Raw genomic sequence first — 26,981 nt, 5'->3', positions numbered from 1 at the left:
GCCGTTCTGGCCTGCCCGGCAATACGGTTGCGATACATTACTGCGAGTCATCGCAGAGATAACAATTAAACAAATTGGCGCCGCCGTCGAGGCGGCGTTGATCTAACAGGGACCCACTATGAGCATGCATTTTAACCTTGCGGATTTGTTTGAAGCCGTTGCCGATAAAGTACCCAGCCGTGAAGCGCTGGTATGTGGCAGTAGCCGTGCGACCTACGCCGAGCTTGATGCTGGCGCCAACCGTATGGCCCACTACCTGAGCAGTCAGGGTGTGAAGGCCGGCGACCACGTTGGTTTGTACATGTACAACTGCAACGAATATCTGGAAGCGATGCTGGCTTGCTTCAAAATTCGCGCGGTGCCTATCAATGTTAACTACCGCTATGTGAAAGATGAGCTGCTTTACATCTTTGATAATGCAGACATGGTTGCCTGTGTGCATCACCGCGAGTTCGCCCCGCATATTGCCGAAGTTCGTTCGGCGGCGAAGAAACTGAAAGTATTTGTGTCGGTGGATGACGGTAGCGATGCAGACATCGCCAGCATTGGTTCTATCGACTACGCGCAGGCCTGTGAAGGGCAGAGCGCCAAGCGCGATTTCGCTGAGCGTGCCGATGACGACTACTTTGTTCTCTACACCGGTGGTACTACGGGCATGCCTAAGGGCGTTATGTGGCCGCATAAAAATGTATTTTTTGCGGCGATGGGCGGCGGCGGTCACTTTTCGCCACTCGGCCCCTGTGAGAAGCCCGAAGATATTACCGAGCGCGTTGGCGAGCACCCGCTGACCGGTATCGCACTGGCGCCGTTGATGCATGGCGCATCGTGGTGGTATGCCTGTATCCAGCTGCTTGCGGGCAACAAGCTGGTGCTTAATCACAATCGCTCCTTCGACGGTGCCGAGGTATGGCAGATCGTTGCGGACGAAAAAGTGAATGCTGTGCAGATCGTTGGCGATGCCATGGCCATTCCCCTGTTGGATGCACTCGATGCGAACCCCGGTCGCTGGGATTTGTCGGCAGTATTTAACGTTGGTTCAGGCGGTGCGATCTTCTCTGAAGCCAAGCAAGAGGCCTTCAAGAAGCATTTCCCTAATGTCTTTGTTACCAACGCGTTTGGTTCGTCGGAAGGCGGCCAAATGGGCATGGATAACGGCAGCAAGAAAACGGCATCGGGACTTGGCAACGTTAGTCGTACCGACTACATGGACGTGATTATCGACGAGCCAGACCAGCCGCGTCGTCACGCTGAACTCGGCGAAACCGGTATCTTTGCTCGCGCGGGTTACATCCCAATGGGCTACTACAATGACCCTGAAAAAACCGCCAAGACCTTCGTTGAGGTGGACGGTAAAACCTGGTTGTTGACGGGGGATGCCGCCAAGCTGGAAGAAGATGGGTCAATTACTGTCTTCGGTCGCGGCTCAAACTGTATTAACAGCGGTGGTGAGAAAATTTTCCCCGAAGAGGTTGAAGACGCGCTTAAGGCCCACGACGGTGTCTTCGATGCACTGGTCATTGGCGTTCCCGACGAGCGTTGGGGTAGCCGCGTGAGTGCGGTTATTCAGGCGCGCGAGGGTGTCGACCTCGACCTTAAGAATGTTCAAGAGCATTGCCGCAAACATGTGGCGGGTTACAAGGTGCCACGCGAGGTGCATATCATTGCAGAAATTCCTCGCGCCCCCAGCGGCAAGCCCGACTATAAAACAGCAAAAGCCTTTGCGCTGAGTGGTGAGGGGCAGGTTTCCTGATCCCTGGGCCGGGGTAGCGATGCTACTCCGGCACACTCTGCCCGCATTCATGGCCGCTGCTTTTCACTTATTCTCATAACAATGAATTGCTAATGGAGCCAATCATGCCTACCGAACTGCCTATCAGTACCGAAAACTGCATCGTTGAAAAAGACGGCCACGTACTGATTGTTACCCTGAACCGCCCGGAAGCAAAAAATGCGTTCAGCCCTGAAATGCTGTTGGGGCTCTATAAAGCGTGGCGCTTGCTGGATGAAGACGACGATCTTCGCTGCGCTATTCTTACCGCCAACGGCGATACCTTTTGTGCGGGAATGGATCTTAAGGCCGGAGCGGATGGCCAACAGCGCAGCACGGAAGAGTTTATGGAATTGATGGCCACAGTGCCCAATATCCATTGGCAGGCACTGCTGCGTGACAACCGCCCCTGCAAGCCATTGATCCTTGCTGTGGAAGGTTATGCGCTGGCGGGTGGAACGGAAATTCTTCAGGGTACTGATATTCGCGTTGCGGCTGAGGATGCCATCTTCGGTGTGACGGAAGTGGCGCGTGGCCTATATCCGATGTCCGGCTCAACTGTGCGTCTGCGCAAACAAATTCCCTACTGCATTGCCGCTGAAATTCTGCTGCTTGGTGAGCACGTTAGTGCACAGCAGGCGCTGGAATTTGGCTTGATTAACCGCATTGTGCCCAAGGGTGAAACCTTGAACGAAGCGAAGAAAATAGCCGAAAAAATCTGTGCAAATGGTCCGCTGGCGGTGAAAGCGGTGACGCGTTCATTGCGTGAGCACACGGAGCACCTGGCAGAAGACGAGGCGATGCTGAAGTCCGATGAGCTGGCAGGCCCGGTGTTTGCCTCCAAGGATGCCAAAGAGGGCATGCGCGCCTTCAAAGAAAAACGTCCCGCCGAATTCATCGGCGAATAGACCGTCGCAGCGGCGGACGATGCTTCCGCCGCTACCCGCGACCCCCTTCTCAATACCAATAATTCCCCCACTAAGAAGGATGAGGCTATGTCTGGGCCACTAAACGGCGTGAGAGTTATCGAGATGGCCGGCATTGGCCCCGGGCCTTACGCCTGTATGTTGTTATCCGACCTGGGCGCTGAGGTGATCCGAATTGATCGCAGCGGCGCACTGGGCCAGCCGGGTGATGTCAGCACCCGTGGTCGGCGCTCGATAGCCTTAAACCTGAAATCAGAAGACGGACTCGCGCTTGCCCGACAGCTGATCGATAGTGCCGACATGCTTGTCGAAGGTTTCCGACCCGGTGTGATGGAAAAGCTAGGCCTGGGCCCCGAGGTTTGCTGTCAGTCAAATGAAAGGTTGATATACGGTCGCATGACGGGGTGGGGGCAAAACGGGCCGCTGGCAATGACAGCCGGTCACGATATTAATTACATCGCCTTAAGTGGCATGTTGGCAAGCATGGGCGATGCTGACCGCCCACCACCGGTGCCCCTGAACGTGGCGGGCGATCTGGGTGGCGGCTCGCTATTTCTGGTGATGGGAATGCTGGCGGCGTTGCATGAGCGAAGCCAGTCAGGCAAAGGACAGGTTATCGATGCGGCAATTTGCGACGGCGCGGCATCGTTAATGAGCACCCTGCACGGCCTCAAAGCGATCGACTTCTGGGATGCCGAGCGAGAGCACAACATGCTTGATGGCGGCGCGCCGTTTTACCGCAACTATGAGTGCAAAGACGGGCGCTATATCTCCTTCGGCGCAATCGAGCCACAGTTTTATGCGTTGTTGCTGGAAAAACTGGATATTGATTTTGGTGGCACAGACTACAGCGTGCAGTTGAACAAAGCCGATTGGCCGCGTCAGCGTGAGCAGATCGCTGCGCGAGTTAAGGAAAAGACCCAGGCACAGTGGTGCGCGATTTTCGACGGCACTGATGCCTGCGTAGCACCGATTGTGCCGTTAGATGAGGCAATCGACCACCCACATAACGCCCAGCGAGGGAACCTTGTTGAACGCGATGGCGTGGTTCAAACTGGCGTCGCGCCGAGGTTGTCTCGCACTCCCGGTGAAATACAAAGTGGCCCAGCGGTGAGTGGCGCTCAAAGCCGGGAGCTACTGCAGGAACTGGGTTTCGATACAGAAAAGATCGAGTCGCTAATTGCGGGGAATGCGGTTAGTACAGACTGATAGGGAGAGAGAATGAATCACGCACACGCTTTTTACGACGTGCTAGAGCGCAGGCGGTCAGTTCGCGCATTTCGCCCCGAGCCGATAGCCGAGGCGCGCTTACAGAAGATTTTTCGCGCTGCGCAGCAAGCGCCGTCGAACTGTAACACGCAACCGTGGTTGTGCGCGGTGGTCAGTGGTGAGCGATTGGAAGTACTCAGATCAGCGATTCCGGAAGCATTTACCGCAGGGCAGTGGACCATGGACTTTCCCTACGATGGCCAATACCAAGGGGTGTACAAGGAGCGCCAATACCAGGCAGCGACTGACCTATATAGCGCGATGGGGATTGCCCGCGAGGATAAAGCCGGGCGCAATGAACAATTCATGCAAAACTTTCGGTTTTTTGGTGCGCCGCACGTGGCATTTATTTTCCTGCCCGAGCCCTTCGGTTTACGCGAAGCAGCCGATTGCGGCATGTATGCCCAAAGCCTGATGCTGGCTCTGACAGCAGAGGGCTTGGCCAGTTGTCCGCAGACGGCACTGAGCTTTAATGCCGACCTAGTGCGAGAGGTACTGGGAATAGGTGCGGAAAATAAACTGCTATTTGGTATCTCCTTCGGCGAAGAAGACACCGATGCCGCAGTGAATAATTGCCGAACCCAGCGCGACACCTCAGACAATTGCCTGCGGTTCTTTTCCTGAATAGAGCGAGATAACTATGAGCGATACAGTACTTCAGAAACTAGACGAGCACGGTGTGCTGCTGCTGACGTTGAACCGACCCGAGAAAAAAAATGCTTTTAGCAATGAGCAGTGGCTAGCCTTTGGCGAAGCGCTGGAAGCCGCCGATGAAAATCCGGCGGTCGCCTGTGTGGTGGTGACCGGAGCGGGCAGTGATTTTTCCAGCGGCGTAGATCTAAACGATTTTTCAGAGGCGGGTGGGGAGCACCCTTTCGAGCGCTGCGCGCGACGTCTGGTCGACTTTAACAAGCCTATTGTGAGCGCGGCCAAGGGCGTGGCGATAGGTGGTGGCGCGACCTTACTGCTGCATACCGATGTTGTCTATGTGGGCGAATCCCTGCGTTTGCGTTTTCCTTTTACCGCGTTGGGCTTGGTGCCTGAGTGGGGCAGCAGCTACCAGCTTCAGGCCGTCATCGGTGCCCGTAAAGCCGCAGAACTGATGTATACCTCTGAGTGGCTGGGGGCTGAGCGCGCAGTAGAGCTGGGTATTGCCACGGCGGCTTACAGCGATGACGAGCTACTGGAGCGGGCTATGGAGAAGGCAAGAGAAATTGCGAAGTGGCCGGTCAGCTCGTTGCGTGAGACGAAAGATCTGATGCGCCGAGTGCACCGTGCAGCGATTCATGCCGCTATTGATGCTGAACAAGCAGGCATGGCGAAACTGGCGGGTAAGCCCGAAAATATTGAAGCTGTCGTAGCGATTATGGAAAAGCGCGCACCGGATTTTTCCCAGTTTCGCAAGGCATAACTCTCTGTGAGGTGAGGGTTGCCAATATTTGATTGAGCCCAGGGAGTGAAAATGAATCAGCCCTATATTGGTTATCGCGGAGCGGTAAAGCCTGAGTGGATCGATGTAAACGGCCATATGAATGCGACGCACTTTGGTTTGGTGATCTACGAGGCGCACGCCGCGCACAGTGAATGGCTAGGCTTTAATGAGGAGTATGTCGACCGGGCCCGGTGTGGCAAAGCAGTGCTGGAAAGCCATATGCGCTATGAGCGTGAGGCCGGGTTGGGCGACCAGCTGGAGGTGCGGTGTTGGCTGCTGGCGGTCGATAATAAGCGTCTGCATTTCTTCCACGAGCTGTATAACTGCAGCCGGCAATGCCGCAGCGCCACATCTGAGCAAGTGGACATTCATATCGACTTACAAGCGCGGCGCTCAGCAGACATGCCCGAATCGCTGCAGCGCTTTTTGCGTAAGCAAGTCCGCGAAAATCTGGCGCAGCCGCTGCCGCTAAATATTGGTAGTCAATTGCGGCCGCCGCGAAATACCTGGTTGGATGGCGAATGATCAAGCCTTGGTATCGGCGTCCGCTGATACATTTTCTTGTGCTGGGTTGCCTGTTGTATGCGGCAGAGCATTGGCGGCTGCAATACGCCGCTTATCAAATTACGGCGCCCGATGCGGCGTTTTTGATCGATGCTGCTGTGCAAGTCGAAACACTGCAGGGGCGACCGCTTTCCTCGGCGCAGCACGCGGCGCTGCGTCAACATGAAATTGACCAACGCATATTGTTTAGCGAAGCACTGCGCCGAGAGCTGCATTTGAGCGACCCTGTTGTCAAACAACGGCTATTGCGCAACGCGGCTTTCCTGGGGATGGACGGCAGCGCTGAGCAGCAGATGAATACGGCGTTGTCCTTGGAGCTCCATCGCGGTGACGAAGTGATTCAGCGCCGTTTAATACAGCGCATGGAAGCACTCGGCAGCGCTTCCGGAGCGTTAACAGCGCCAACGGAAGCCCAGCTGAGGGCTGCTTACGAGGCCGATAGAGCGCGCTGGAGCGGTGAACCGAGTTATAGCTTCCAGCATGTTTTTATCAGTGCAGACAAACGAGGTATGCAACAGCGGGCCCAAGACCTACTCCAACGGCTGCGTAGTGGGGCACTCAGTGACGCCGCGGCTCTCTCACAGGGAGACAGCTTTCTGCTTGGCTCTGAGATGTCTCAAGTCTCGGCATACCACCTGGAGCGCAGTTTTGGTGAATCTTTTTCCCAGTGGATGCAACAGCACTCAGCAGCGTCGTTGCAGTCTTCCAATTGGCAGGGCCCCGTTGCCTCGGCGTATGGTTTACATCTGGTTAAGATAACGGGCTTTCATCCTGCTACTGAGCGCGCATTTGACAGCGTTAGGTCGCCGCTGCGCGAGGAGCTGTTACAACAGCAGCGCGCAGACAACCTCCAGGGCTTCATAGAGCAATTACGCCAACGTTACCGAGTGCGCAGCCCATGAATGTATTTTGGCGCCTATCATTCCTGGCGGGACTAATGCTGTTTGCTGGGGCGAGCTGGGCACATAAATTAGCGCCGTCGTTGCTGGAATTTCGCGCAGTAGGCAATGCTGAATATCAGGTGCTGTTTCGCACGCCAGCTGACGCACAGCGACCGCCGCATCCGCAGTTTCCCGCTGCGTGTTCACCTTCAGCGCCGAATATTTCGCCTCAGGGAACGGCCCTGGAGTGGCGCTGGAAACTGCATTGTTCAAGCCCCTTGTCTGGGCAGAGCATCGCCATCACGGGCTTGCAGCAGAGTCGTACAACGGCCTTATTGCGTGTTCAGAATGAACGCGGTGAGCTATTCGAAACACTCCTAACGGCGGACGCCCCGCGCTTTGAATTTGCCGAAAAAGCATCGCAGGGCAGCGTCTTTACACAGTATTTGGGCCTGGGCTTCAGCCACATCTTAATTGGTTTGGATCATTTATTATTTGTAGCGGGGCTGCTGTTACTGGTTAGCACATGGCGCCTGCTGTTGTTGACCATTACCGCGTTTACGGTCGGGCACAGTATCACCTTGGTGCTGGTGAGCATCGACGTGTTGCCGCATTGGCCGGCCTTGGTGGAGTTGGCTATCGCGGCAACGATTTTACTGTTGGCCCTGGAATTAACGCGCCCGGCATCTGGCCGCGCTGGCGGTATTTTGCGCCGCCACCCCTGGCCGATGGCGCTGCTGTTCGGTTTGGTGCACGGGCTGGGCTTTGCCGGCGTATTGGCGGAACTGGGTCTGCCCAGTGGACACCTGCTCAAGGCGGTGTTGGCCTTTAATATTGGCATTGAGCTCGGGCAGCTAGTTTTTGTTGCAGCACTGGCCGCGGTGCTGGCAGCCCTGCGCTCGGTTTCGCGTTGGGAGCCGCCATTGCGCTATGCGCTGATATACAGCATGGGCGCGATATCGGTATTCTGGTGCCTGGATCGCGGCGTTAGCCTCGCGGCAGAGCTTAGCCGTGCCGCCCTGTAAGCACTCAGCTGCTGAAGGGCGCCATATCAAAGTAGTCCCGCCACTGCTGAATTAACCCGTCGCGCAATAGAAATACCCCCATAACAGGCAGGTCAATGGTCTTGCCTGCCAGGTTTATTCGGTCTGTGCGTTCATTCATGACAACACCATTAGCGTCATCGCAAAGCTGGTGGTGCACAATGAATTCAATGTCTTCCAGGCTGTTGAGAAAACCCTCGATAAATTCGCGTATGGCGGCTTTGCCAATGTGTGGCGGTCCCATAGGAATGTTGCAGTATTCGGCGTCCTCGTGAAAGAAACCCATGATCTGTTCGAGATTTCGCTGGTTCCACGCCTGCATAAACTGGTCGATTATTTGCTGATTCTTGTCGTTCATTGCTTGTGTCTCGCCGTTATTATTTTCTGGTTTACAGTGTAAGCTTGCTCGGGTAGTTTTACCAGTACCTGCAATGAAGCTTGCTGAGGCTCTGCTATGAATCGTCCGTTTTACCACAGTCGCCGTTGTTTACTTTCTCACCTCATTGAGCGGGGAATGCGGTTATCGGCGCGACGCTATACCCGTCGCACAAAGCGAGTTGACAGCCCGGGCGCCGAGACCGCCACGGGAAATATCGCCGTGGGGCAGCCCACGCGCCCGGAAGATTTTCGGCCGCTGGAAGACGCCTGTTTTCAGAACCCCTATGCCTTTTACAAAATGCTGCGCGACGACTACCCGGTTTACCAGTTGCCCAATGGCATTTACTGCCTATCCCGGTATCAGGATATTGTTGAGGTGAGCCGGAACACTGACGTTTTTTCGTCTACCCATCAGGGCGTGATTGCAGGGCTAAAGCCTGGACACAGTGTCGAGCGCGAGGCGGCGAAGTTGCGCCCCCTTGAAATGATGGGAGTGATACCCAGCGACGTGTTGGCGCTGTCTGATCCGCCGGCCCATACCGCCGAGCGCAAGGTCGGACATCGCGGTTTAAATGCGCGGGTGGTCAAGGCCATGGAAGACGAGGTGACGGCGCTTTGTCGGGAAATGATGGATGAGGTCATCGACAGAGGGGAACTTGAGTTTATGCGCGACTTCGCCTGGCGCTTGCCCATGCGACTGATCATTCGCATGCTGGGCTTTCCCGAAGCAGACTATGAAAAAATAAAAGACTGGTGTGTGCACGGTATTGCCACACAAAGCGGTATCGCTCATGGGGCGGCGCTAGCCCGCAGTCAGGCAGAGCTGGTGGTGTTTTATCGCTATTGCTGGCAGCAATTTATACTGGCCAAGCGGCGGCCACGCGATGATCTTAGCGCGGTGTTTGTGCAGGCGGCCACGGGCGAAGATGCGGTGATGGCTGAGCACACCGCGGTTTCCGCAGTAATGCAGCTGCTGATCGCCGGGTCGGACTCCTCCGCGACCAGTATGGGGAATGCGCTGAAACTGTTAATTGAAAACCCCGAAATCCAGACGCAGCTGCGCGAGGATTTGGATGGCTTACTGCCGGTCTTTATCGAAGAGGTCTTTCGCCTTGAAGCGGCCTTTCAGGGGCATTTTCGTTGGACCAAGAGCGCGACGCAATTGCACGGTGTACACTTGCCCGCCGACAGCCGGGTGTTTCTAATGTGGGCGGCGGGGAATCGCGACGAGCGCGTATTCACGGCGCCCGATGACATTCGTCTTGACCGCAGCAACGGCAAAAAACACCTGACATTTGGTCACGGTATACACGCCTGCATTGGTCGCGAGCTGGCGCGCACGGAAATTCGTATCGTATTGCGTGAGTTTCTGCTGCGCACCGAAAACCTTTCCCTGGCGGGGCCTTCCCCCTATGTGGCGTCGATGTTTGCACGTACATTGCAGTGCTTGCCGATCCGCTTTACCGCTAAGCGCGGGCTCGCTGGCGGTGGCGGAAGCGGAGGAGTCGAGCGTCGTGAACACGCTGGAGCGGCTTAGTTGTGTTGGCTACAAATAAGATAAGTCGAGGTGATATGAGTGGCAGTTTGAATCGCCAGCGTTTTGTGGATGCTGCGCTAGACTTGATTGCCGATGTTGGCGTTGATAAATTATCGATGCGCCGCGTTGCCAGTCAGCTGGGGGTTTCCGCAATGGCGATGTACAAGCATTTTGCGAATAAAGATGAGTTGCTGGGGGCAGCCTTTGAAGAATTTATCGCTCGCGCGGAGGTGCTGCCCGATGACCAATTGCCCTGGGATGAATGGCTGACTGTGAGCGCGCGGGGCATGTACCAGGCGCTGTGTAGCGAAATGTCCTGGGTGCCCTGGCTGGGAAAGTTGCGCCTTGGCGGCAACGCGCTCCGGGTGACAGAACGCTTTGCCGCCAAGCTGGCGGAAAGTGGATTGGCGACAGATGCCTCGGTGAGGGTCTATATGGCGACTATTCAGCTCGTCGTCGGCGCTGTGTGTATGCGGGCCTCTTTGCATGCCGGTCATTGGCAACAGGGCGAGGCTGCGGCGGCGATGCCTGAGGCACTGTCGCCGGAGATCTTTACAGGCTTGGCAAATGCGGTTGCTCAGGAGCCCATCGACATATCCTTACCCCTGTTGATTGAGGGGGTTCGCCACCAATTACTGGCTTAATGCCGCCTGCCTGCCCGCCAGTCGACCGAAGAATGTCGCATCACCCACCGACATGCCGCTGGCGTATCCCTTTGCGGTGCGCGGCAGGCCCGCGGTTGCACGGCCTGCGGCGAAGAGGCCGGGGATCGCCTGGTTGTCGACATCGAGTACTTCGCCATTACAACGTGTTTTTAAGCCGCCGAGCGTAAAGATTAGCGGGCCATTGGTGCCCGGCATAATGATTGCGCGCATTTCACTGGCGGAATACTCCAGCAGGGCGTAAGGCGGTTTACTGAGCGGCTTTAGCCATTCGGAGGTTTTGTGGAAGAGCGGGTCGCGCCCTTCACTGGCATGTCGATTAAAATAGTCGACGGTATCTTCCAGCGCGCCGGGGGGGAAGGGGGCTTCTGATGCCACCTCAGCGATGCTGTTACCGCTGGCGATCAGCGGTGCACGCTCCAGGTAATGTGAGGCCTCGTAGTCCTCTTCCTGCACAAGTAAATAGAATTTTTGCTCAGGCTGCTGGCAGGAGTAATGCGCCAACCGGGCAAGGTAGGCATCTTCATTGATGTAACGCTGGCCACGCTGGTTGAGCAGCAGGCCGTAGGTAAGCTTGGCGGGTGGGTAGAGTGGGAACGACATGAAGGCCTGATCCATATTGATGGCTTGGCCACCCGCCGCGAGCCCCAGCTGGATACCGTCGCCCATATCATAGCTATTGCCGTAGGGCACCGCGTATTGATGAATCTCTGGCAGATATTGGCGGGTCATCGCCTCGTTCATAACAAAGCCGCCGGTGGTCAACACCACCCCGCGCGTGGCGCGAATCGCGATTTCGCGGTTATCGTGTTTTGCGATAACACCACAGATTCGCCCCGTATTGTCCGCCAGCAGTGCCAGTGCCCGGCAGTCGTTAACAACGTCCACTCCCGCTTCATCAACGCGTTGCATAATTGCATCCATAAAAATTTTGCCGCCTTCGTCACCTTCCTTTGAGGGGACGTGGCCACGCGGCACTGGCTCAGCGATGGTATTGAAGGGGTAAGATTTTTCATTGCCGGTAAACAGCAGCGATTCGTCGCTGAGTGGCACCACGGTGCGCTCATGCATTACCGCACGCTTATAGCTAACACCCAGTGACTCTACCCAGTCGAAGTGAGCGGCCGCGCCCTCGGCGTAACAGCGAATTTTTTCGCTGTCGCCGTAGGGGCCCAGCGCTTCGTGTAGGTAGGCTAGTAGGTTTTCAGTACTGTCGTGTATGCCCAGGTCTTTCTGCAGCGCGGTGCCGCCACTGCCTCCGAGATACATTTCGCAGCTGGATAACGCGGTGGCACCGCCACCAGCGCTGGCGCGCTCAATAATACAGACCTTCGCGCCGGCCGCGGCAGCCTCAAGGGCCGCGGCAGCGCCAGCGCCCCCGTAGCCGCAAATTAACACGTCGGTGGTGATATCAAAGTGAGTAACGGATTCAATCGGGCGTATGCGGGCGTTCGCTGCCATCTTTCAGGACCTCATTATTGTTGTTTGTGACGTCGATAATTTTAACTTATCATTTGATAAGTATTAATGTCGAGTCAAAAGAGCGCCCCATGGCTAAGCCGTCATCACGAAATCACATTATTGCTGTTGCCACCGAGCTGTTTGCCGAGCGCGGTCTGTCGGTGTCGCTGCGGGAGGTCAATGAGGCGGCGGGTCTGAGCGCTGCGGCCGTTCACTATCACTTTAAAAACAAGGGGGCGTTGATCGATGCGGTGCTTCGCAGCCGCATGCGACCCAAGGCCGAGCGAGAAGGACAGCTACGACAATTGGCCACTGCGCCCAAGGTCACCATCGACGATATTGTTCGGACCTTGCTTGCGCCGCTGCGCGAGGTGTTGTCGGAAGACGCCATCGCGGGGCGGCAGTATGCCAGGGTGATTGCCCGGGTGTACGCCGAGCAGTCGGAAGAGCCTCCCTTGCTGGATGAATTCCTGTCGCCAGCCAATGCGCTGACTGCCATGCTCGCGCAACAGCGCCCGGATCTGTCATTGCTGCAGTGCCGACTCCGCTATGGCTTCGCTGTGGAAGCGATGCTCAATACACTGTCTTGCGTGCACTTCCCCAGCCCCTTTGGTGGTGATGAGGTGGCGGACGATATGGCCATGTTGTTTGATGAATTACAGAAATTTTTGGTGGCCGGTTTGATGGCGCCTTAAATAATTTGCTGTCATATCGTATTGATGTTGTTGCATGTCCCGGTTGGGACATGCGGGCACGACAGCGTTCCTCCCTTTTATTTATCTGGTGGAAGTAGGGGGCTGCCTGGGTCTCAGCTAGCTTTTCTCTGCGTAGTATGTTGACTCTGCGCTGCGGCATTGATTACGGCCTGTAGTGATGCGCTGACGACATCGTTGTTCACCGCCACGCCGATATAGCGCTGCTTGTTAATGCTCAGCAACACGTAGGCTATCGCTTCTGACGCAGTGCCTGATTTCAGGGCGTGCTCGCTGTAGTCGATCACTTCCACCGCGTCGCCATAGCGCTGTTGCCAGGCATCGGTCAGAGCACTGATCGCGCCATCGCCTTCACCTTCCAGGGAAACCGCTTGGCCGTTGATATGGGTGACCAGCTTGAGCCGTTCGTGACCGTGATGACTGGCATTGTCCTGACTAATGGAGAAATTCTGCAGTGACTGCTGCCCCTGAGGCTGAAGGTAACTGGCGGCGAAGACCGACCAGATCTCGGCTGCACTGAGCTCTCCCGATTGGGCCTCGGCTTCGGCCTGTACTTTTCGGCTGGCGTCAATTTGCAGCCAGCGCGGCATATGCAGGCCGTAGTCGTTCTCAAGCACCCAGGCGACACCGCCCTTGCCAGACTGACTGTTAATCCGGATCACAGCCTCGTAGTTGCGACCCAGGTCAGCCGGATCAATAGGCAAGTAGGCAACGTCCCACTGCGCATCTTTGTCCTGCTGGGCGAGGCATTTTTTTATCGCATCTTGATGGCTGCCCGAGAACGCCGTGAACACCAGCTCACCGGCGTAAGGGTGGCGGGGGTGCAAGGGAATCGCTGTGCAGTGCTCAACCACCGAGATGATTTCGTCCATATCGGAGAGGTTCAGCTTGGGGTCAATGCCCTGGCTATACAGATTCATCGCCATAGTGACGACATCCATATTGCCGGTGCGCTCGCCATTGCCAAGCAAGGTGCCCTCAATGCGGTCGGCGCCTGCCATCAATGCCAGTTCGGCAGCCGCAACCCCGCAGCCGCGATCATTGTGAGTATGAATCGACACCCGATAGTCTGCGCGGTACCGACTGTGGCGGCAGAAGTACTCGACCTGGTCGGCGAATACATTGGGAGTGGCGCATTCTACGGTAGCGGGCAAATTGACGATGAGAGGTTTACCACTGTCACGCCACTGAGCGATAACCGCATCGCAGACCTCAACGGCGTAGTCGACTTCGGTACTGCTAAAGCTTTCGGGTGAGTATTGAAAGGTCCACTGGGTTTGCGGGTAGCGCTCAGCGTATTCCCGAACCCATTTCGCCCCTTGAACGGCGATGGCTGTAATACCCGCTTTGTCGAGACCAAATACCCGTTCGCGCTGCACGGGGCTGGTGGAGTTGTAAACATGGACAATGGCGCGCTTGGCACCCTCCAATGCTTCGAAGCTGCGAGCAATCAAGCTCTCGCGCGCCTGCACCAAAATTTGGATAGTGACGTCGTCAGGTATACGTTGCCCCTCTATCAAGGCGCGTACAAAGTCGAAATCGGGCTGGGATGCAGAGGGAAAGCCAACTTCAATTTCCTTAAAACCGAGCTTGACCAGCAAGTCCCACATACGCAGTTTTTGTTGCACGGTCATCGGTTCAACCAGGGCTTGGTTGCCATCGCGCAGATCAACTGAACACCAATCGGGGGCGCGATCGATAACGCGGCTTGGCCACTGTCGATCATCTAAGGCGATGGTGGGGGTGGGGCGGTATTTGCTGTGGTCAAAAGTCATGTCAGTTCCTGTCGTGAGGCTTGGCCTCGTAGTTGTTTTCTAGCCCGCGGGTAGCGGGCTGTTTTTTTTCAGCCTTGTGGGCCTTTTAACGCGTCGGAGTCGCGGGGTGTTGCGGCTCGTTCGGTGAGGGTGGAAGGGGTAACTTCCTGTAGTTGGGCTACGTGGAACAGTGTAGGGAAAACGGTAGGGCAGGCGATTGCGAAGTGCTGGTTAATTTGGGGTGAAAATTCTTTTTTATTGCCAATATTGATTTTATTTTGGAATAATATTGCTATTGATCGTTATTTGGTGGTTTTTATGAATATAGATCGCTATGACAGAGCAATTTTGAGTGCCTTGCAGAATGATGCGCGCCTGAGTAACCAGGAGTTGGCTGATCATATTGGCTTGTCGCCGTCGCCCTGCTTGCGGCGGGTGCGGCGCCTGGAGGAAAGTGGCTTAATTGAAGGTTACCGGGCCCTGCTCAATGCCCGCCAACTGCAACTTAAGTTGATGGCCTTCATCCATATCAGCATGGACAAGCACACGCCTGAGCGCTTTGAGAATTTCGAGAAGAAAGTGGCCAATTGCGACGCAGTATTGGAGTGCCACCTGATTACCGGCCAGGATGCCGACTACCTGCTAAAAGTGATCGTCGAAGATATGGACGGGTTTCAGGCCCTGTTGCTGGAACAGATTACTCGAATAGAAGGCGTAAGCGGCGTACACTCGAGCTTTGTAATGAAGTCGCCAATCAGTAAAACGGCGCTACCTATTTAGCGTAAAATGACGAAGGGGTGATGATATGGGCGGTCAGTTTATTGCTTCGCTTGAAGAGGTGAAGGACGGGGAATTTCTCAAGCGGGAAGTCGATGGCAAAAAGGTATTGCTAACCCGTGTGAACGGGCAAATCGCCGCTGTCGAAAACCGCTGCCCGCACCTGGGCTTGCCGCTGGCGAAAGGGGAGATTTGTGATGGCGCCGTTACCTGTCCTTTTCACGGTAGCCGCTTTGATTTGCTCAGTGGTGAGAACCTGGATTGGACGCACTCTTTCTTTGGGGCAGAGCTGCCGAAATGGAGTCATAAGCTGATTGCATTGGGTAAAGCCCCGCAAGATTTACATACCTTTGATATCGAGTGTGTTGATGGCGCGGTGTATCTGCGCGGGTAAGGTATGTTGTGCTTTTTGTGTAAGGGCTTGAGATAGCAATGGCGGTAGATATTTCCGTTGTCCCGATTACCCATGCCATTCAGCAGGCGGTTGCGCCGGTATTTTTGCTGGCGGGCATCGGCGCAATATTAAATGTGCTTACCAATCGCTTAGCCAGGATTATTGACCGGTCGCGTAATTTGCACGCCAGGCTTGAGATGGTCGGGCCGGAGAAATCTGAGACAATACACGCTGAGTTGGTTGTGCTCACCAAGCGCGCTCGGGTGGTCAATCGCGCTATTGGCTACGGCACGGTGAGTGCCTTGCTGGTGTGTACGGTGATTGCGACGCTGTTTATCAGTGCTGTGGGCGAATGGAATAGCGGTATGTTTGTCGTTGCGCTGTTTGTGCTGGCAATGTTGTTTCTTATTGTTTCGCTTTTGAGTTTCTTGCGAGAGATTCAAATGGCGATGAAAGTGATCCTCAACGGGCCGTGACGACGCCAGCGCTTTTTACTGTCGCTTACGCGTCTTTGTCGTCGGGCGCTTCGGCCCGCGGCACTTGGTGTTGTTTGCTAACCTTCTGCAGCATAAATACCGGGTAGTGCTTGCGAATATAGGTTTGTTCGCGAAACAGCTGCCCAACATCCAGGCTTTTGTCGAGGGCAATTGCCAAACCGTCACTGTCTTGCCGAATAGCCACACCTTCAGCTTCCAGCGTTTTTCCGTCATGAAAGATAATGACGCCGCTGAGCCGGGTGGAGATGGCTAAGTCGGGCTCATTGACCGCCGCGATTTTTAGCCCCTTTTCTGAGACATCAATGACCGAGTATCGCTGACCGGAGTGCGCGTGAAAGGGGGGCTGTTCATTATCTGGGTAGGGCACCCGGAAATACCGTCGCTGGCTAGGCGGCTTTTGTTCGCTCATTGCGTTTTTCCTTCATCTCTGAGCATGAGCATAGCAGAAACCGTATCCGGCAGCGTGCGACAGCGGTTTACAGAATTTATTTACTTTTATTATTTGGAGAAAATCTATGACCGACAAAATCGTCATTGTGGGAGGTGGCGCCGGAGGCCTGCCGCTGGCAAGTAGCCTGGGTAAAAAACTGGGGCGCCGGGGTCGTGCAGAAATCACGCTGGTGGATAATTCTGCCAGCCATATCTGGAAACCTCGCTTCCACGAGGTGGCCACGGGCGCAATTGATGCAGACTTAGACGCGGTGGATTATCGAGCCCATGCCCGACGCAACCACTACCATTTTGCCTTGGGCAAGATGCAGAGCGTGGACAGTGAGAACAAGCAGTTGGTGTTGGCGCCTCATTGCAATGCAGCGGGCGAGGAAGTCTTGCCTGAGCGGCGACTGGACTACGATTATCTTGTGTTGGCAGTGGGCAGTCGCGGGAACGATTTCAACACGCCCGGTGTACGCGATCATTGCTTGTTCCTGGACAGCCGCGCGCAGGCGGACCGCTTTCACGACCGTTTTCTCGATCTGTGTTTGCGCGCCAACCATCGCGCCGAGCCACTTTCTATCGCCATTGTTGGCGGCGGCGCAACCGGCGTTGAGTTAGCGGCGGAGATTCATCACGCCGTTGCCTTGTTGAAACTTTACGGACATGAGCAACTGGATCGCAGTCGCCTGAGGGTGGATGTTATTGAGGCGGGTCCCAGCTTGTTGCCGGTGCTTAAGCCGGCACTGGCGGCGACGGTGAAATCTGAGCTGGAGAAAATGGGGGTGAATGTTCACCTGAATACCAAGGTGAAAAGCGCTGATGCCGAAGGCTTTGTTACCGCTGACGATCAGCGCATTGATGCGGACATCCGGGTTTGGGCGGCCGGCATCAAGGCGCCATCGTTTTTGGCGGAGCTCGGTTTGGCGCACAATCGCATCAACCAGCTGATGGTTTCGTCCACCTTGCAGACCGAAGATCCCAGTATTTTCGCCATTGGGGACTGTTGCGCCTGTGAGATGTCGGAAAACAAATTTGTGCCGCCCCGCGCGCAGTCTGCCCAGCAAATGGCTAAACACCTGTCCAGGAACCTGCAGCGACAAATTGCCGGCGAGGCGCTAAAACCCTTTACTTACCGCGACCATGGTTCCCTGGTATCGCTCTCCAATTACACCGCGGTAGGGAGCTTGATGGGAAGTTTGCGTGGCGGCTCGGTATTCGTAGAGGGCTGGTTGGCGCGAATGATGTACATCAGTTTGTACCGCATGCATCAAGTTGCCCTTTATGGCTGGATCCGCACGGCGATGCTGCTGCTCGCCGGGCGTTTTAATAAACTGTGGCGCCCGCGCCTAAAACTACATTGACGTAGCGCTGGCCGCTGCTGCCTCGGGGTGCTAAAAAGGAAGGCACACGACAAGCAGGAGGCCGTAGTGGACGGACAACATGAGCAGGCCACTGCCCGTAAGGCGCAGTGGTTGCACTCCGAAGCAGAGTGCGTTGAGCAGGTGCGCCAGCGCTTGGGTAATACATTAACGTTGGCGCTACCGCTGGGCTTGGGCAAGCCTGTTGCCCTGGTCGATGCGTTTTACCAACAAGCCTGCAAGCACCCTGAGCTTTCCCTTACGGTGATGACGGCGCTTACCCTGGAGCGTCCGCAAGAGAATGACCCGGTACGCGGGCGCTTATTAACGCCGGTATTTGAACGCCTGTTTCGCCGTTATCGCGAGCCCTTGTATACCACTGCTGAACGTCGCGGCGAGCTACCGCCGAATGTGCAGGTGCACGAGTTTTATTTTAAGGCTGGTGCCCGCCTTGGTAATCCGATAGCGCAACAAAACTATGTAAGTAGCAACTATACCCATGCGGCTCGTGATATCAGTGAGCGCGGTTGCAATGTGGTCATGCAGTTGCTCGCCCGGCATGCCGATGGTCGGCTGAGTATGAGTTGCAACCCGGATACCTCCAATGCCTTGCTAGAGCGATTGCGCGCAAAGGCTGAGCCATTTGTCGCTATTGGCGTGGTACACGACGAGCTGCCCTTTATGGTTGGCGATGCCGAAGTTAGTGAACAGCACTTTGACTATCTGTTGAACAATGACAGCCAGCAGCACGGCTTGTTTGCGGTGCCGCGTTTGCAGCCGGTTCCCGCTGCCGACTACGCAATTGGGCTGGTCGCCAGCAGTTTGGTTAAAGATGGTGGAACACTTCAACTGGGCATTGGCAGTATGGGGGACGCCATTGTGCAGTCGCTAATACTCAGGGATCAGCGCAATGACAGCTATCAGCAACTGCTAAAGCAGTTGGGTGTTAGCGCCTCGCTCAGCGATGAAGTAGGTGGGCGTTTACCGTTTGAACACGGCCTTTACGGCGCCACTGAGATGTTTGTGGAGGGTTTTCTTTCGCTATTCGACAGCGACATTTTGCGCCGCGAAGTATACGATTTCTGGGCGTTGCAGCAGCTGATTAACGAGGGGCGTTGCCAGCCCGACAATTTACAGGCGGACTGTTTGACCGCTATGGCAGACGTCGGTGTGCGAGAGCTGCGCGGTAAGGACTTTGAGGTATTGCAGTACCACGGTTTTTTCCGGGATGACTGCCGCTATCGCGAGGGCCGCCTGATCGCGGCAAGTGGTGAATCCTGCGCGGCGAATATGGCGAACCCGTCGAGTCAGCGGTTTATCGCCGAACACTGTCTGGGAAGGGCGTTGCGCAATGGCAAAGTATTGCACGGGGGCTTCTTTCTGGGCAGCGAAGACTTTTACGCTCGATTGCGCGCTACCAGAGGAGCGCCGTCGACAGCTTGCGATGTGCGGTGTCGATAAGATCAATCAACTCGATCTGAACCCACGGCTATTCCGTGCGCAGCGGCGGGACGCACGGTTTATCAACACAGGGTTGAATGTGAGCTTAAACGGTGCCGTCGCCTCCGATACTTTGGAGAGTGGCCAGGTTATTTCCGGTGTCGGCGGGCAATACAATTTCGTCGCGATGGCCCACCAACTTCAAACGGGGCGCTCTGTGCTGATGATCCGCTCGCATCGTCGGGGCGCTTCCGGCCCGGAGTCGAATATTGTGCCGCACTACGGTGCCTGCACTATTCCGCGTCACCTGCGGGACCTTATTGTTACCGAGTACGGTGTTGCCGATTTGCGGGGTAAGTCAGATCGCGAGGTAGCCGAGGCGCTTATTGCCATTGCCGATAGTCGATTCCAGCCTGAGTTGATCCGCTATGCGCAGCAAGCGGGTAAGCTTCCCGCTGATTTTGTATTGCCTGAGTCGCAGCGCAGTAATACGCCGCAGCGCATTCAGACAATCATTGCCCGTGCGGCAGAGCAGGGTCTGTGTCCGCCGTACCCACTGGGCTGCGATTTTAGTGATGTTGAGCTGCGAGCGGCTAAACGGCTTCTCAAGGTAAAGAATATGAGTGCCTTGCAGCGATGTCGCACATTGTTGCAGTCAACGCCGATAGATAGTGCCTCAGATGAACTGTTAGAGTTGCTCGCGCTGAAGCAGGTAAGCGGGCTAAAACAGCGCCTTTTACGGCGACTATTGCTGGCAGTTGACGATTGAATTTGTGGCTCTGCTCACATTTTGAACAATTGGCTTGTTGGTCATCGAGCTCCGCAAGTTATTGATAATGAGGCTAAATATAGTCGTTAGCGATAGTAGGGTAGGGGAAAATGCCTGCTGCTGTCGCCGCATGTTTTCGCTAGTGTGAAGGCTACTGAATTGCACGCCGCGACATAAGTTCTTGTTTGCGACGGCCCAGCGAAAAGCAATAGGTGACGTATGAAGGCAGTAATGGCAACGAAAGTATTGATTGGGTGTTTGAGCGTGTCGGCGTGGTGTTATGGCGCGGAACCTGAGCAGTGCTTGAACTGGACAGTTGAAACCCATAATTCCGCTTCGAAAGCCTCCAGTTGCGCCTATTACATGCGCGACAAGGTGTCCACGCGCTTCCTCGTACAAAACCACTGTGAGAGTAGAGTGTCAGGGGTTTTCAGTTACACGCGAGAAGATGCGGTACGGCCGCTGAGTGTACAGGCCTTTGATGTTGAACCGGGGGAGGTTGAAGAGGTGGCTAACCCTTGTGACGAAGCAGGTGACTGGCGCATCCAGGTGTCGCAAGTCAGTTATTGAGAGCCTGCCTTGTCGCCGCCCTGTTGCGGTAGTTTTCGCCAGACAAAAAAAGCGCTGCATATTTGCAGCGCTTTTTTTATGCCAGAAGACCTAGCGAAGTTCGAAGCGAGCCGGGTCCATGCCCATAACGCTTTCGGTGCTGCTGTCCATTGACGCTGCGTGAGCTTTCGCGCGAGGTAACAGGCGAGAGAAGTAAAACTCAGCCGTTTCCAGCTTGGCTTTGTAGAACTCGCTGTCGCCTTCACCGGCTTCCAGCTTGTTCGCGGCAACTTCCGCCATCATCGCCCAGTAGTAGGCCATAGACAGGTAGCCTGAGTACATCAGGAAGTCATAGGACGCGGCTGATACGGCATCGCGGTTACGGCTGGCGCGCGCGACCATTTTGATGGTTTTCCAGTTCAGGCCCAGGGTGTAGCCGATCAGCTTGGCACTGTGGCCACGGCGCTTGCCGCTGATCAGGTTTTTGAAGCCGAATTTGTAAAGCTTTTTGCTGAAGCCTGCGTACAGTTTAAAGCCATCCAGAACCACTTTTCGGCCGATCAGGTCCATCGCCTGAATACCGGTTGTGCCTTCGTACATGGTGGCAATACGTGCGTCGCGGTAAATCTGCTCCATGCCGTGCTCAGTGATGAAGCCGTGGCCACCGTAAACCTGCATGGCATTGCTGGCAGATTCCAAACCGGTTTCTGTCAGGAAGGCCTTCAGGATAGGAGTTAAGAAGCCCAGCTCGTTTTCCGCTGCGTCGCGCTCTTCCTGAGTGTTGGCGTGAACCATTACGTCAGAGTATTTGGCGGCGTCGTAAATCATTGCGCGGCCACCTTCAGCAAAGGCGCGAGCTGTTAACAGCATGCGGCGCACATCGCCGTGGTGGATGATTGCATCGCCGGCTTTGTCGGGGTTTTTAGTGCCTGACAGGGCGCGCATAGAGTGGCGCTCCATCGCGTAGGGCCAGGCGTTCTGGTAAGCCAACTCTGACGCAGCCAGGCCTTGGATGGCCGTGCCGATACGGGCGGTATTCATGAAGGTGAACATGGCCGCCAAGCCTTCGTTCTCTTTGCCCAACATATAACCGGTGGCATCGTCGAAATTGATAACGCAGGTCGCGTTGCCGTGGATACCCATTTTCTTTTCGATGCTGCCACAGGCAACGCCGTTGCGCTCAGTGATGTTGCCGTCGTTGTCAGACAGGAACTTGGGCACGATGAAAAGGGAAATACCCTTTGTGCCTTCCGGTGCGCCGGGTGTGCGGGCGAGTACGATGTGAACAATATTTTCGGCCAGGTCGTGTTCGCCAGCAGAAATAAAGATCTTGGTGCCGGTCAGTTTGTAACTGCCGTCTTCTTGTGGCTCGGCCTTGCTCTTCATTTGACCGAGGTCAGAACCGCAGTGGGGTTCGGTCAAGCACATGGTGCCGGTCCAGGTGGCTTCGCAGAGCTTGCGCAGGTAAAGGCCTTTCTGCTCTTCAGTGCCGTGTACGTAAAGCGTGTTCATCGCGCCGAGGCTCAGGCCTGGGTACATGCCCCAGCTCCAGTTGGCGGTGCCGACCAGCTCTGATTTGATCAAACCCATTGACATCGGCAGGCCCTGGCCGCCGTATTCTGCAGGGTGAGACAAGCCCTGCCAGCCGCCCTCTACCCACATATCGTAGGCTTCTTTGAAACCGGGAGGAGTGGTGACTTCGCCGTCTTTCCATACACAGCCGTGCTCGTCGCCGCTTTGGTTGAGAGGCGCAAGGACTTCTTCAGAGAATTTTGCCGCTTCGCCAATGATGGCATCGATCATGTCGGGGGTGGCTTCTTCGCCGCCGGGGATCTGGGCATAGTGTGCTTGGTAGTCGAGCACATCGTTGATCACAAAATCGATATCGCGTACCGGGGCCTTGTAAGTAGTCATGGCTGCCTCGTGGTTGTCTATTCGCTGTCGGAGGAATTCCCAGTGAGGAATTCAGCTAGGTGGCGGAGCATAACGAAAGCGTTGCGGCGACAAATTGGCCGTGCCAACCAATAAAAAATGACAATTGGGTCAATGTAGACACGAGCTGTTGTCAAAAAAGCGCGAGGCAGTTGGCTCAGCGGCGCCCGCTATGCTTGAGAGATATGCGGTCAGGAGGGATACTGGGGGTTCGCGTTCTCGCAGGTGGAGTTGTCAGCATGAATGTTGATTTTTCAATTTGCATGGAGCGCCATCCGCTACCCGCGGGTGGCTATTTGGCCCAGCTTACGCTGAATGCGCCGTCGCGGCGCAATGCCATTACCCCGGAGATGGCCGAGCGTTTGCACCGGGCACTTCTTGGCCTGCGCGACGACCCCGAGGCGGTGGCAGTACTGCTCGATGGCGCTGGCGACGGCGGTTTTTGCGGCGGTGCTGATGCTCAGCGTATGTTGGCGTCGGCACTGGCCAATCCGGGGGGCGCCGCCGTCGAAGCGGAGGCCTTTCTGTGCTGTGGCTATATTTCCGCGTTTTTGATTCACACTTTCCCAAAACCAGTAATTTGCTGGGGTGACGGCAGAGTAATGGGGGCCGGCCTGGGCCTGATGGCGGGTGCCAGCCACCGCATTGTCACTGAGCACAGCCGCTTATCGGTGCCCGAGGCGAGTATTGGTTTACTGCCGAACGCGGGCGCGGGCTGGTATTTGGGGAAGATGCCCGGCGAAACCGGTTTGTATATGGCGCTGACCGGCGTGCAGCTGGGTGCGGCGGATGCCCTGTATGCCGGGCTCGCCGACTACTGCTGGGCATCGGCGGAAAAATCGACCCTGTTGCGCAGTTTATTGCACTTGCCCTGGTGCGACGACTCCTCGGCGAATCACGAGATGCTGACCGATGCACTTACTGACTGGGAAGTGGAGCAGGGTATTTGCTTGCAGCACGCGCCGCTGAAAACGCACCGGCAATGGATAGACCAGCATTGCCGTGAATCCTGCCCGGCAGGCCTTGAGGCCGCTTTAGCGGGCGCCGCACCGCGCGACGCCTGGTTGTCGGAATCGCTGGCGGGCCTTCGTCGAGGCGCCGCGAGTGCCCATAAATTAATCGTTCGCCAGTTTGAGCGCAGTCGCGGTTTGGGGCTGGCCGATGTGTTGCGTCTGGAAATGACCCTGGCAGCGAACCGGCTTCGCGACCCGGAGTTTGCCGAAGGGGTGCGCGCGCGCTTCAAAGATCGCGACCAGGACCCGCACTGGTGCTACCGCAGCGTGGCCGAGGTGCCGGACGAGGAAATTGAAGCGCTTTTTGTGCCGCCATGGCAGCAGCACCCCCTGACCGCGCTGGGATAAGAAGCACGAGGCGTTTATTGCGCTTCAGCCAGGATGTCCTCGTTGGTGTCTATTTGACGCGGCGCCGATATCCAGTTGTCGAGAGCGTCTAGCATATCGCTGCGCCGCCGCTTCAGGCCACTAAATGCGAGCAGCGGCGCAACATGGCCACCGTCGCTTACAAACAACTCCGCAGAACTTCCCGCTGACTGCAGTAATTCAACCAGTCGCTGACTATTGCGCACACTAACCGTTGTGTCGTCGCGACCGTGTATGAGCAGCGCTGGCGGGTGATTGGCGCTGACAAAGTTCACCGTGTTGCCCTCTGGGTAACGCTCTGGTGGGCCGAAGATCGCCGCCACCTTCTTTGCCTTCGGTGGCAGGAAGTCGTAGGGGCCAGATAGCCCGAAGACACCACTCAGCCACGCTGGGCTGCCACCTTCTGCACGAAGGTAACGTTCATCCAAGGCGAGCATCAGGGCACTGTGTGCACCGGCAGAGTGACCACCGACATAGAGTTGCTGCGGGTTGCCGCCGTACTGCGCGGCAATTTTGCGCACGGCTGCCACGGCGCTCGCGGCATCTTCAATAAACGCGGGAAAACGCACTTCGGGGAATAAGCGGTAACTGATGATGACGGCAAGATAGCCTCGCTGAGCCAGGGTCTCGCCCACAAAGCGATACTCGCTGCGCTCGCCAGATGACCAGTAACCGCCGTGAATAAAAACCACCACAGGAAGATTATTGCCCTGCTCGGGGCGATACAGGTCAAACTTGTGTCGGGGGTGCTCGCCATAGGACAGCGCTGGTATATGCGTGGCACCGGAGCCGGGCGTCAGGGCATTGATAAGATGCATGGCGCAGCCGGTTATTGAAAAAAATGCCATAAGGAGTCCTGTCCACCGAAGAGCACAACTGAGATTGCTGAAAATAGGGCTCATTAGAGCGTGATTCCGTATTGGATAAAAGCGTGTTTACGGTGTGGTGCCGCAGTTGTGATCAGAAGAATAATTTTTGACTATCAATTTTATAGATATAATCGAATTTATCTATTTTTTGTGCGCGGTTAAGGTGAAAGCCAGCAATGAGGATTGAGGGCAAATACCATGAAAAAAACTCTGAGCTTTGCCGTGATGCATTTCAGCGTGGCCTTTGCCGTGGCTTATATACTGACCGGCAGTGTATTGATCGGTGGGCTGTTAGCCTTGGTTGAGCCAGCAGTGAACACGGTGGCGTTTTACTTCCACGAGCAATTTTGGCAGCGGCTGCAGTCATCCAGACCGCAGCCAGCGGAGGTGTTATCCGTTTAACAGATGCTGTATCAGTGCCACCACGATACCGACGGCAACCAGGGGCAGTATCCAGCGGCTGATCCGCTGTTGCTGCTCAGGGCTTGCCCGCGGCGCGTATTTTTCAATTAGTGGCACAAGCAAAAACAGCGAGATAAATATCGCCGCAACAAGGGCTAGCATGGTAGCCATAGCGTCGCCTCTCCTTTATTTAAAACGCCTACTGGCCGCGCCACTTTACCTGGTAGAGGTCGTGACGTCGGTCGCGAAGATTCTGCACGGTGCCACTATTGCGGGCGACGTGCAGGCTTTCTGGTCGCAGGTCTGCAATGGCAACGGTTTCGACATTGGGCGTGGTGTCAGCGGCAATACCGTCGCGGGCAAAGGAGAAATCGCAGGGTGTCAGTATGCAGCTCTGTGCATACTGAATATCCATATTCGCCACGTTGGGAAGGTTGCCGACATTGCCCGACATCACGACATAGATTTGGTTTTCCACCGCCCGTGCCTGACAACAGTAGCGTACGCGCATATAGCTCTGGCGTTCGTCTGTGCAAAACGGCACGAACAGGATCTGAGCGCCCTGGTTCACGAGATGGCGTGATAATTCGGGGAATTCCGAGTCGTAACAGATCAATACGCCAATGGGGCCGCAGTCGGTGTCGATAGTATTCAGGCTGCTGCCGCCCTCAATATTCCACCAATACGCCTCGTTGGGGGTCGGGTGGATTTTCGGTTGCTCGTCGATGCGGCCATCGCGATGAAAGACATAGGAGATATTTTCCACCCGTCCATTGGCGACGCGGGTAGGGTGGGAGCCGCCGATAATATTGATGTTGTAGCGCACGGCGAGGTCTTGCATGGCTTCGCAGTAGCGCGGCGTGTATTTGGTCAGGGCTTCAATGGATTCCGCTGGGCTGAGCTCTTGGTCTTCAATGGAGAGGAGCTGGAGGGTAATCAGCTCAGGGAAGACCACAAAATCCGCTTTGTAGTCGGCGACGACATCGACGAAGTATTCCACGAAGGACATGAATTCCGCGAAGGACTGCACTTTGCGCTGCATGTATTGCACTGTGCCGACGCGCACAGTATCCGCTTGCCTGCCACCAAATTCGCTGGTTTGGGTGATATAAGTGTCTCTGGCGATCTTCGGGTTGTGCCATACCAGGTGGGCGCCGAAGCCCAGCGAGTCGCGGTCGGCACTGAGGTAGTTTTCAACCACGCCCAAAACCTCAAAACCGTTGCCAATCTGGAATGACAGTACCGGGTCGCGCACCTGTTTTTGCATCACAGCGTCAAGGTAGGCTTCGGCACTGCCGAAACGGCGCAAACGCTTGGCCAGCCCTGGCAGGCGACCGACAAAAACAATGCCCTTCAGCGACAGGGACTCGCAGAGTTTTTTGCGGGCATTGTAGAGCCGTTGGCCAATGCGATAACCGCGCACACTTTTATCGACACACACCTCCATGCCATACAGCCATTCGCCATTGGGGTCGTGCCGGGTGCCGTAGCCATTGGCCGTTATCGACTCCCATGTGTGGGGCTGCAGGCACACTTTGCCGCTGACGCGAAACGTGGCGCAGTAGCCGACGATGTCTTCGTCGAGGGTGACCACAAACTTCCCCTCCGGGAAGTGGCTGAGCTGACCGCGCAGTTCCGCTGGTGAGTAGGGGTCGATGCCGGTGCCCTGATACACCCGACGGGACAAATTGACGATGCCTGGAATATCGCCGCGTTGGGCGGTTCTTACATGCAGCCGTTTGCCCGATGCGGTGAGCTTTTCGCCGCCTCGTGAAGCCGATTTTGCCATTCT

Annotated in this window: 28 protein-coding genes; 20 read left to right on the top strand and 8 right to left on the bottom strand. The window is 55.9% G+C overall.

Annotation, left to right across the window (positions count from 1 at the left end; all coding sequences use genetic code 11):
- Positions 1-118: 118 nt before the first annotated feature.
- The 8 genes from HNR64_RS07570 to HNR64_RS07535 all read left to right on the top strand — a co-directional run bounded on the left by HNR64_RS07570 (position 119) and on the right by HNR64_RS07535 (position 7,865).
- Positions 119-1,750: an acyl-CoA synthetase gene (locus HNR64_RS07570; protein ID WP_239547690.1), complete on the top strand. Its 1,632-nt coding sequence runs from the start codon at positions 119-121 to the stop codon at positions 1,748-1,750.
- A gap of 104 nt (positions 1,751-1,854) precedes the next feature.
- The gene (locus HNR64_RS07565; RefSeq protein ID WP_204995911.1) at positions 1,855-2,676 is read left to right on the top strand and encodes a crotonase/enoyl-CoA hydratase family protein; all 822 of its coding nucleotides are present in this window, start codon (positions 1,855-1,857) and stop codon (positions 2,674-2,676) included.
- Between the two features lie 87 nt (positions 2,677-2,763).
- Positions 2,764-3,903, top strand: a complete 1,140-nt coding sequence (locus tag HNR64_RS07560; RefSeq protein ID WP_204995910.1) for a CaiB/BaiF CoA transferase family protein — start codon at positions 2,764-2,766, stop codon at positions 3,901-3,903.
- 12 nt (positions 3,904-3,915) lie between these two features.
- Positions 3,916-4,587 carry a nitroreductase gene (locus HNR64_RS07555; RefSeq protein WP_204995909.1) on the top strand — a complete coding sequence of 224 codons (672 nt, stop codon included), beginning with the start codon at positions 3,916-3,918 and terminating at the stop codon, positions 4,585-4,587.
- A 16-nt stretch (positions 4,588-4,603) separates the two neighbouring features.
- On the top strand, positions 4,604-5,374 hold the full coding sequence (locus tag HNR64_RS07550; protein WP_204995908.1) for an enoyl-CoA hydratase-related protein: 771 nt from the start codon (positions 4,604-4,606) through the stop codon (positions 5,372-5,374).
- Between the two features lie 51 nt (positions 5,375-5,425).
- Positions 5,426-5,920: a thioesterase family protein gene (locus tag HNR64_RS07545; RefSeq protein WP_204995907.1), complete on the top strand. Its 495-nt coding sequence runs from the start codon at positions 5,426-5,428 to the stop codon at positions 5,918-5,920.
- Positions 5,917-6,861 (top strand): peptidyl-prolyl cis-trans isomerase, encoded by a 945-nt coding sequence (locus tag HNR64_RS07540; protein WP_204995906.1) that lies wholly within the window; start codon positions 5,917-5,919, stop codon positions 6,859-6,861. The genes HNR64_RS07545 and HNR64_RS07540 overlap by 4 nt, the downstream gene beginning before the upstream one ends.
- On the top strand, positions 6,858-7,865 hold the full coding sequence (locus HNR64_RS07535; protein WP_204995905.1) for a HupE/UreJ family protein: 1,008 nt from the start codon (positions 6,858-6,860) through the stop codon (positions 7,863-7,865). The genes HNR64_RS07540 and HNR64_RS07535 overlap by 4 nt, the downstream gene beginning before the upstream one ends.
- Before the next feature lie 4 nt (positions 7,866-7,869).
- On the opposite strand, the gene HNR64_RS07530 is transcribed toward HNR64_RS07535, so the two are convergent.
- Positions 7,870-8,241 (bottom strand): nuclear transport factor 2 family protein, encoded by a 372-nt coding sequence (locus tag HNR64_RS07530; RefSeq protein ID WP_204995904.1) that lies wholly within the window; start codon positions 8,239-8,241, stop codon positions 7,870-7,872.
- 96 nt (positions 8,242-8,337) lie between these two features.
- Between HNR64_RS07530 and HNR64_RS07525 the strand changes: the two genes are divergently transcribed.
- Positions 8,338-9,798, top strand: coding sequence for a cytochrome P450 (locus HNR64_RS07525; RefSeq protein ID WP_204995903.1), 1,461 nt, complete (start codon positions 8,338-8,340; stop codon positions 9,796-9,798).
- 35 nt (positions 9,799-9,833) lie between these two features.
- Entirely contained in the window at positions 9,834-10,442 is a 609-nt protein-coding gene (locus HNR64_RS07520) for a TetR/AcrR family transcriptional regulator (RefSeq protein ID WP_204995902.1), read from the top strand.
- Here the strand turns inward: HNR64_RS07520 and HNR64_RS07515 are convergent.
- Positions 10,431-11,921 (bottom strand): FAD-dependent oxidoreductase, encoded by a 1,491-nt coding sequence (locus HNR64_RS07515; protein WP_204995901.1) that lies wholly within the window; start codon positions 11,919-11,921, stop codon positions 10,431-10,433. The two genes, HNR64_RS07520 and HNR64_RS07515, sit on opposite strands and share 12 nt — an antisense overlap.
- Before the next feature lie 89 nt (positions 11,922-12,010).
- Here HNR64_RS07515 and HNR64_RS07510 point away from each other — a divergent pair, with 89 nt between their 5' ends.
- On the top strand, positions 12,011-12,616 hold the full coding sequence (locus tag HNR64_RS07510; protein WP_204995900.1) for a TetR/AcrR family transcriptional regulator: 606 nt from the start codon (positions 12,011-12,013) through the stop codon (positions 12,614-12,616).
- A gap of 113 nt (positions 12,617-12,729) precedes the next feature.
- On the opposite strand, the gene leuA is transcribed toward HNR64_RS07510, so the two are convergent.
- Positions 12,730-14,409 (bottom strand): 2-isopropylmalate synthase, encoded by a 1,680-nt coding sequence (leuA, locus tag HNR64_RS07505; protein WP_204995899.1) that lies wholly within the window; start codon positions 14,407-14,409, stop codon positions 12,730-12,732.
- Between the two features lie 297 nt (positions 14,410-14,706).
- Here leuA and HNR64_RS07500 point away from each other — a divergent pair, with 297 nt between their 5' ends.
- From HNR64_RS07500 to HNR64_RS07490, 3 genes are read left to right on the top strand one after another with little or no spacing between them, the layout of a single operon-like run.
- Complete coding sequence (locus HNR64_RS07500; protein ID WP_204995898.1) at positions 14,707-15,168, top strand: Lrp/AsnC family transcriptional regulator; 462 nt, start codon at positions 14,707-14,709, stop codon at positions 15,166-15,168.
- 25 nt (positions 15,169-15,193) lie between these two features.
- Positions 15,194-15,559, top strand: coding sequence for a Rieske (2Fe-2S) protein (locus tag HNR64_RS07495; protein WP_027873658.1), 366 nt, complete (start codon positions 15,194-15,196; stop codon positions 15,557-15,559).
- Between the two features lie 38 nt (positions 15,560-15,597).
- Entirely contained in the window at positions 15,598-16,035 is a 438-nt protein-coding gene (locus tag HNR64_RS07490) for a DUF2721 domain-containing protein (RefSeq protein WP_204995897.1), read from the top strand.
- Between the two features lie 25 nt (positions 16,036-16,060).
- Here HNR64_RS07490 and HNR64_RS07485 read toward each other — a convergent pair whose 3' ends face one another.
- Entirely contained in the window at positions 16,061-16,465 is a 405-nt protein-coding gene (locus HNR64_RS07485) for a PilZ domain-containing protein (protein ID WP_204995896.1), read from the bottom strand.
- A gap of 106 nt (positions 16,466-16,571) precedes the next feature.
- Between HNR64_RS07485 and HNR64_RS07480 the strand changes: the two genes are divergently transcribed.
- The 4 genes from HNR64_RS07480 (at position 16,572) to HNR64_RS07465 (ending at position 20,628) form a co-directional block, all read left to right on the top strand.
- The gene (locus tag HNR64_RS07480; protein WP_204995895.1) at positions 16,572-17,852 is read left to right on the top strand and encodes an NAD(P)/FAD-dependent oxidoreductase; all 1,281 of its coding nucleotides are present in this window, start codon (positions 16,572-16,574) and stop codon (positions 17,850-17,852) included.
- Between the two features lie 66 nt (positions 17,853-17,918).
- Positions 17,919-19,310, top strand: coding sequence for a hypothetical protein (locus HNR64_RS07475; RefSeq protein WP_204995894.1), 1,392 nt, complete (start codon positions 17,919-17,921; stop codon positions 19,308-19,310).
- A complete protein-coding gene (locus HNR64_RS07470; RefSeq protein ID WP_338061830.1) occupies positions 19,201-20,058 on the top strand; it encodes an acetyl-CoA hydrolase/transferase C-terminal domain-containing protein in 858 nt (285 codons plus the stop codon). The genes HNR64_RS07475 and HNR64_RS07470 overlap by 110 nt, the downstream gene beginning before the upstream one ends.
- A gap of 231 nt (positions 20,059-20,289) precedes the next feature.
- On the top strand, positions 20,290-20,628 hold the full coding sequence (locus tag HNR64_RS07465; RefSeq protein WP_204995892.1) for a hypothetical protein: 339 nt from the start codon (positions 20,290-20,292) through the stop codon (positions 20,626-20,628).
- Between the two features lie 90 nt (positions 20,629-20,718).
- Here HNR64_RS07465 and HNR64_RS07460 read toward each other — a convergent pair whose 3' ends face one another.
- Positions 20,719-22,521, bottom strand: coding sequence for an acyl-CoA dehydrogenase C-terminal domain-containing protein (locus HNR64_RS07460; RefSeq protein WP_027873664.1), 1,803 nt, complete (start codon positions 22,519-22,521; stop codon positions 20,719-20,721).
- 257 nt (positions 22,522-22,778) lie between these two features.
- Between HNR64_RS07460 and HNR64_RS07455 the strand changes: the two genes are divergently transcribed.
- Positions 22,779-23,900, top strand: a complete 1,122-nt coding sequence (locus HNR64_RS07455; RefSeq protein ID WP_204995891.1) for an enoyl-CoA hydratase/isomerase family protein — start codon at positions 22,779-22,781, stop codon at positions 23,898-23,900.
- Positions 23,901-23,914: 14 nt separating this feature from the next.
- Here HNR64_RS07455 and HNR64_RS07450 read toward each other — a convergent pair whose 3' ends face one another.
- Positions 23,915-24,766, bottom strand: a complete 852-nt coding sequence (locus HNR64_RS07450) for an alpha/beta hydrolase (RefSeq protein WP_204995890.1) — start codon at positions 24,764-24,766, stop codon at positions 23,915-23,917.
- 219 nt (positions 24,767-24,985) lie between these two features.
- On the opposite strand from HNR64_RS07450, the gene HNR64_RS07445 reads away from it, so the two are divergent.
- Positions 24,986-25,189: a DUF2061 domain-containing protein gene (locus tag HNR64_RS07445; RefSeq protein ID WP_027873667.1), complete on the top strand. Its 204-nt coding sequence runs from the start codon at positions 24,986-24,988 to the stop codon at positions 25,187-25,189.
- On the opposite strand, the gene HNR64_RS07440 is transcribed toward HNR64_RS07445, so the two are convergent.
- Both HNR64_RS07440 and HNR64_RS07435 read right to left on the bottom strand, forming a co-directional pair.
- The gene (locus HNR64_RS07440; RefSeq protein WP_027873668.1) at positions 25,178-25,360 is read right to left on the bottom strand and encodes a hypothetical protein; all 183 of its coding nucleotides are present in this window, start codon (positions 25,358-25,360) and stop codon (positions 25,178-25,180) included. The two genes, HNR64_RS07445 and HNR64_RS07440, sit on opposite strands and share 12 nt — an antisense overlap.
- 28 nt (positions 25,361-25,388) lie before the next feature.
- Positions 25,389-26,978 (bottom strand): carbon-nitrogen hydrolase family protein, encoded by a 1,590-nt coding sequence (locus HNR64_RS07435; RefSeq protein WP_204995889.1) that lies wholly within the window; start codon positions 26,976-26,978, stop codon positions 25,389-25,391.
- Positions 26,979-26,981 lie beyond the last annotated feature (3 nt).

Origin of the sequence: Spongiibacter marinus, from assembly GCF_016906995.1 — a bacterium.
GTDB classification, from domain to species: Bacteria; Pseudomonadota; Gammaproteobacteria; order Pseudomonadales; family Spongiibacteraceae; genus Spongiibacter; species Spongiibacter marinus.
The sequence above is the reverse complement of the archived record's forward strand: the minus strand, read 5'-3'. Positions and strand labels throughout refer to the sequence as shown.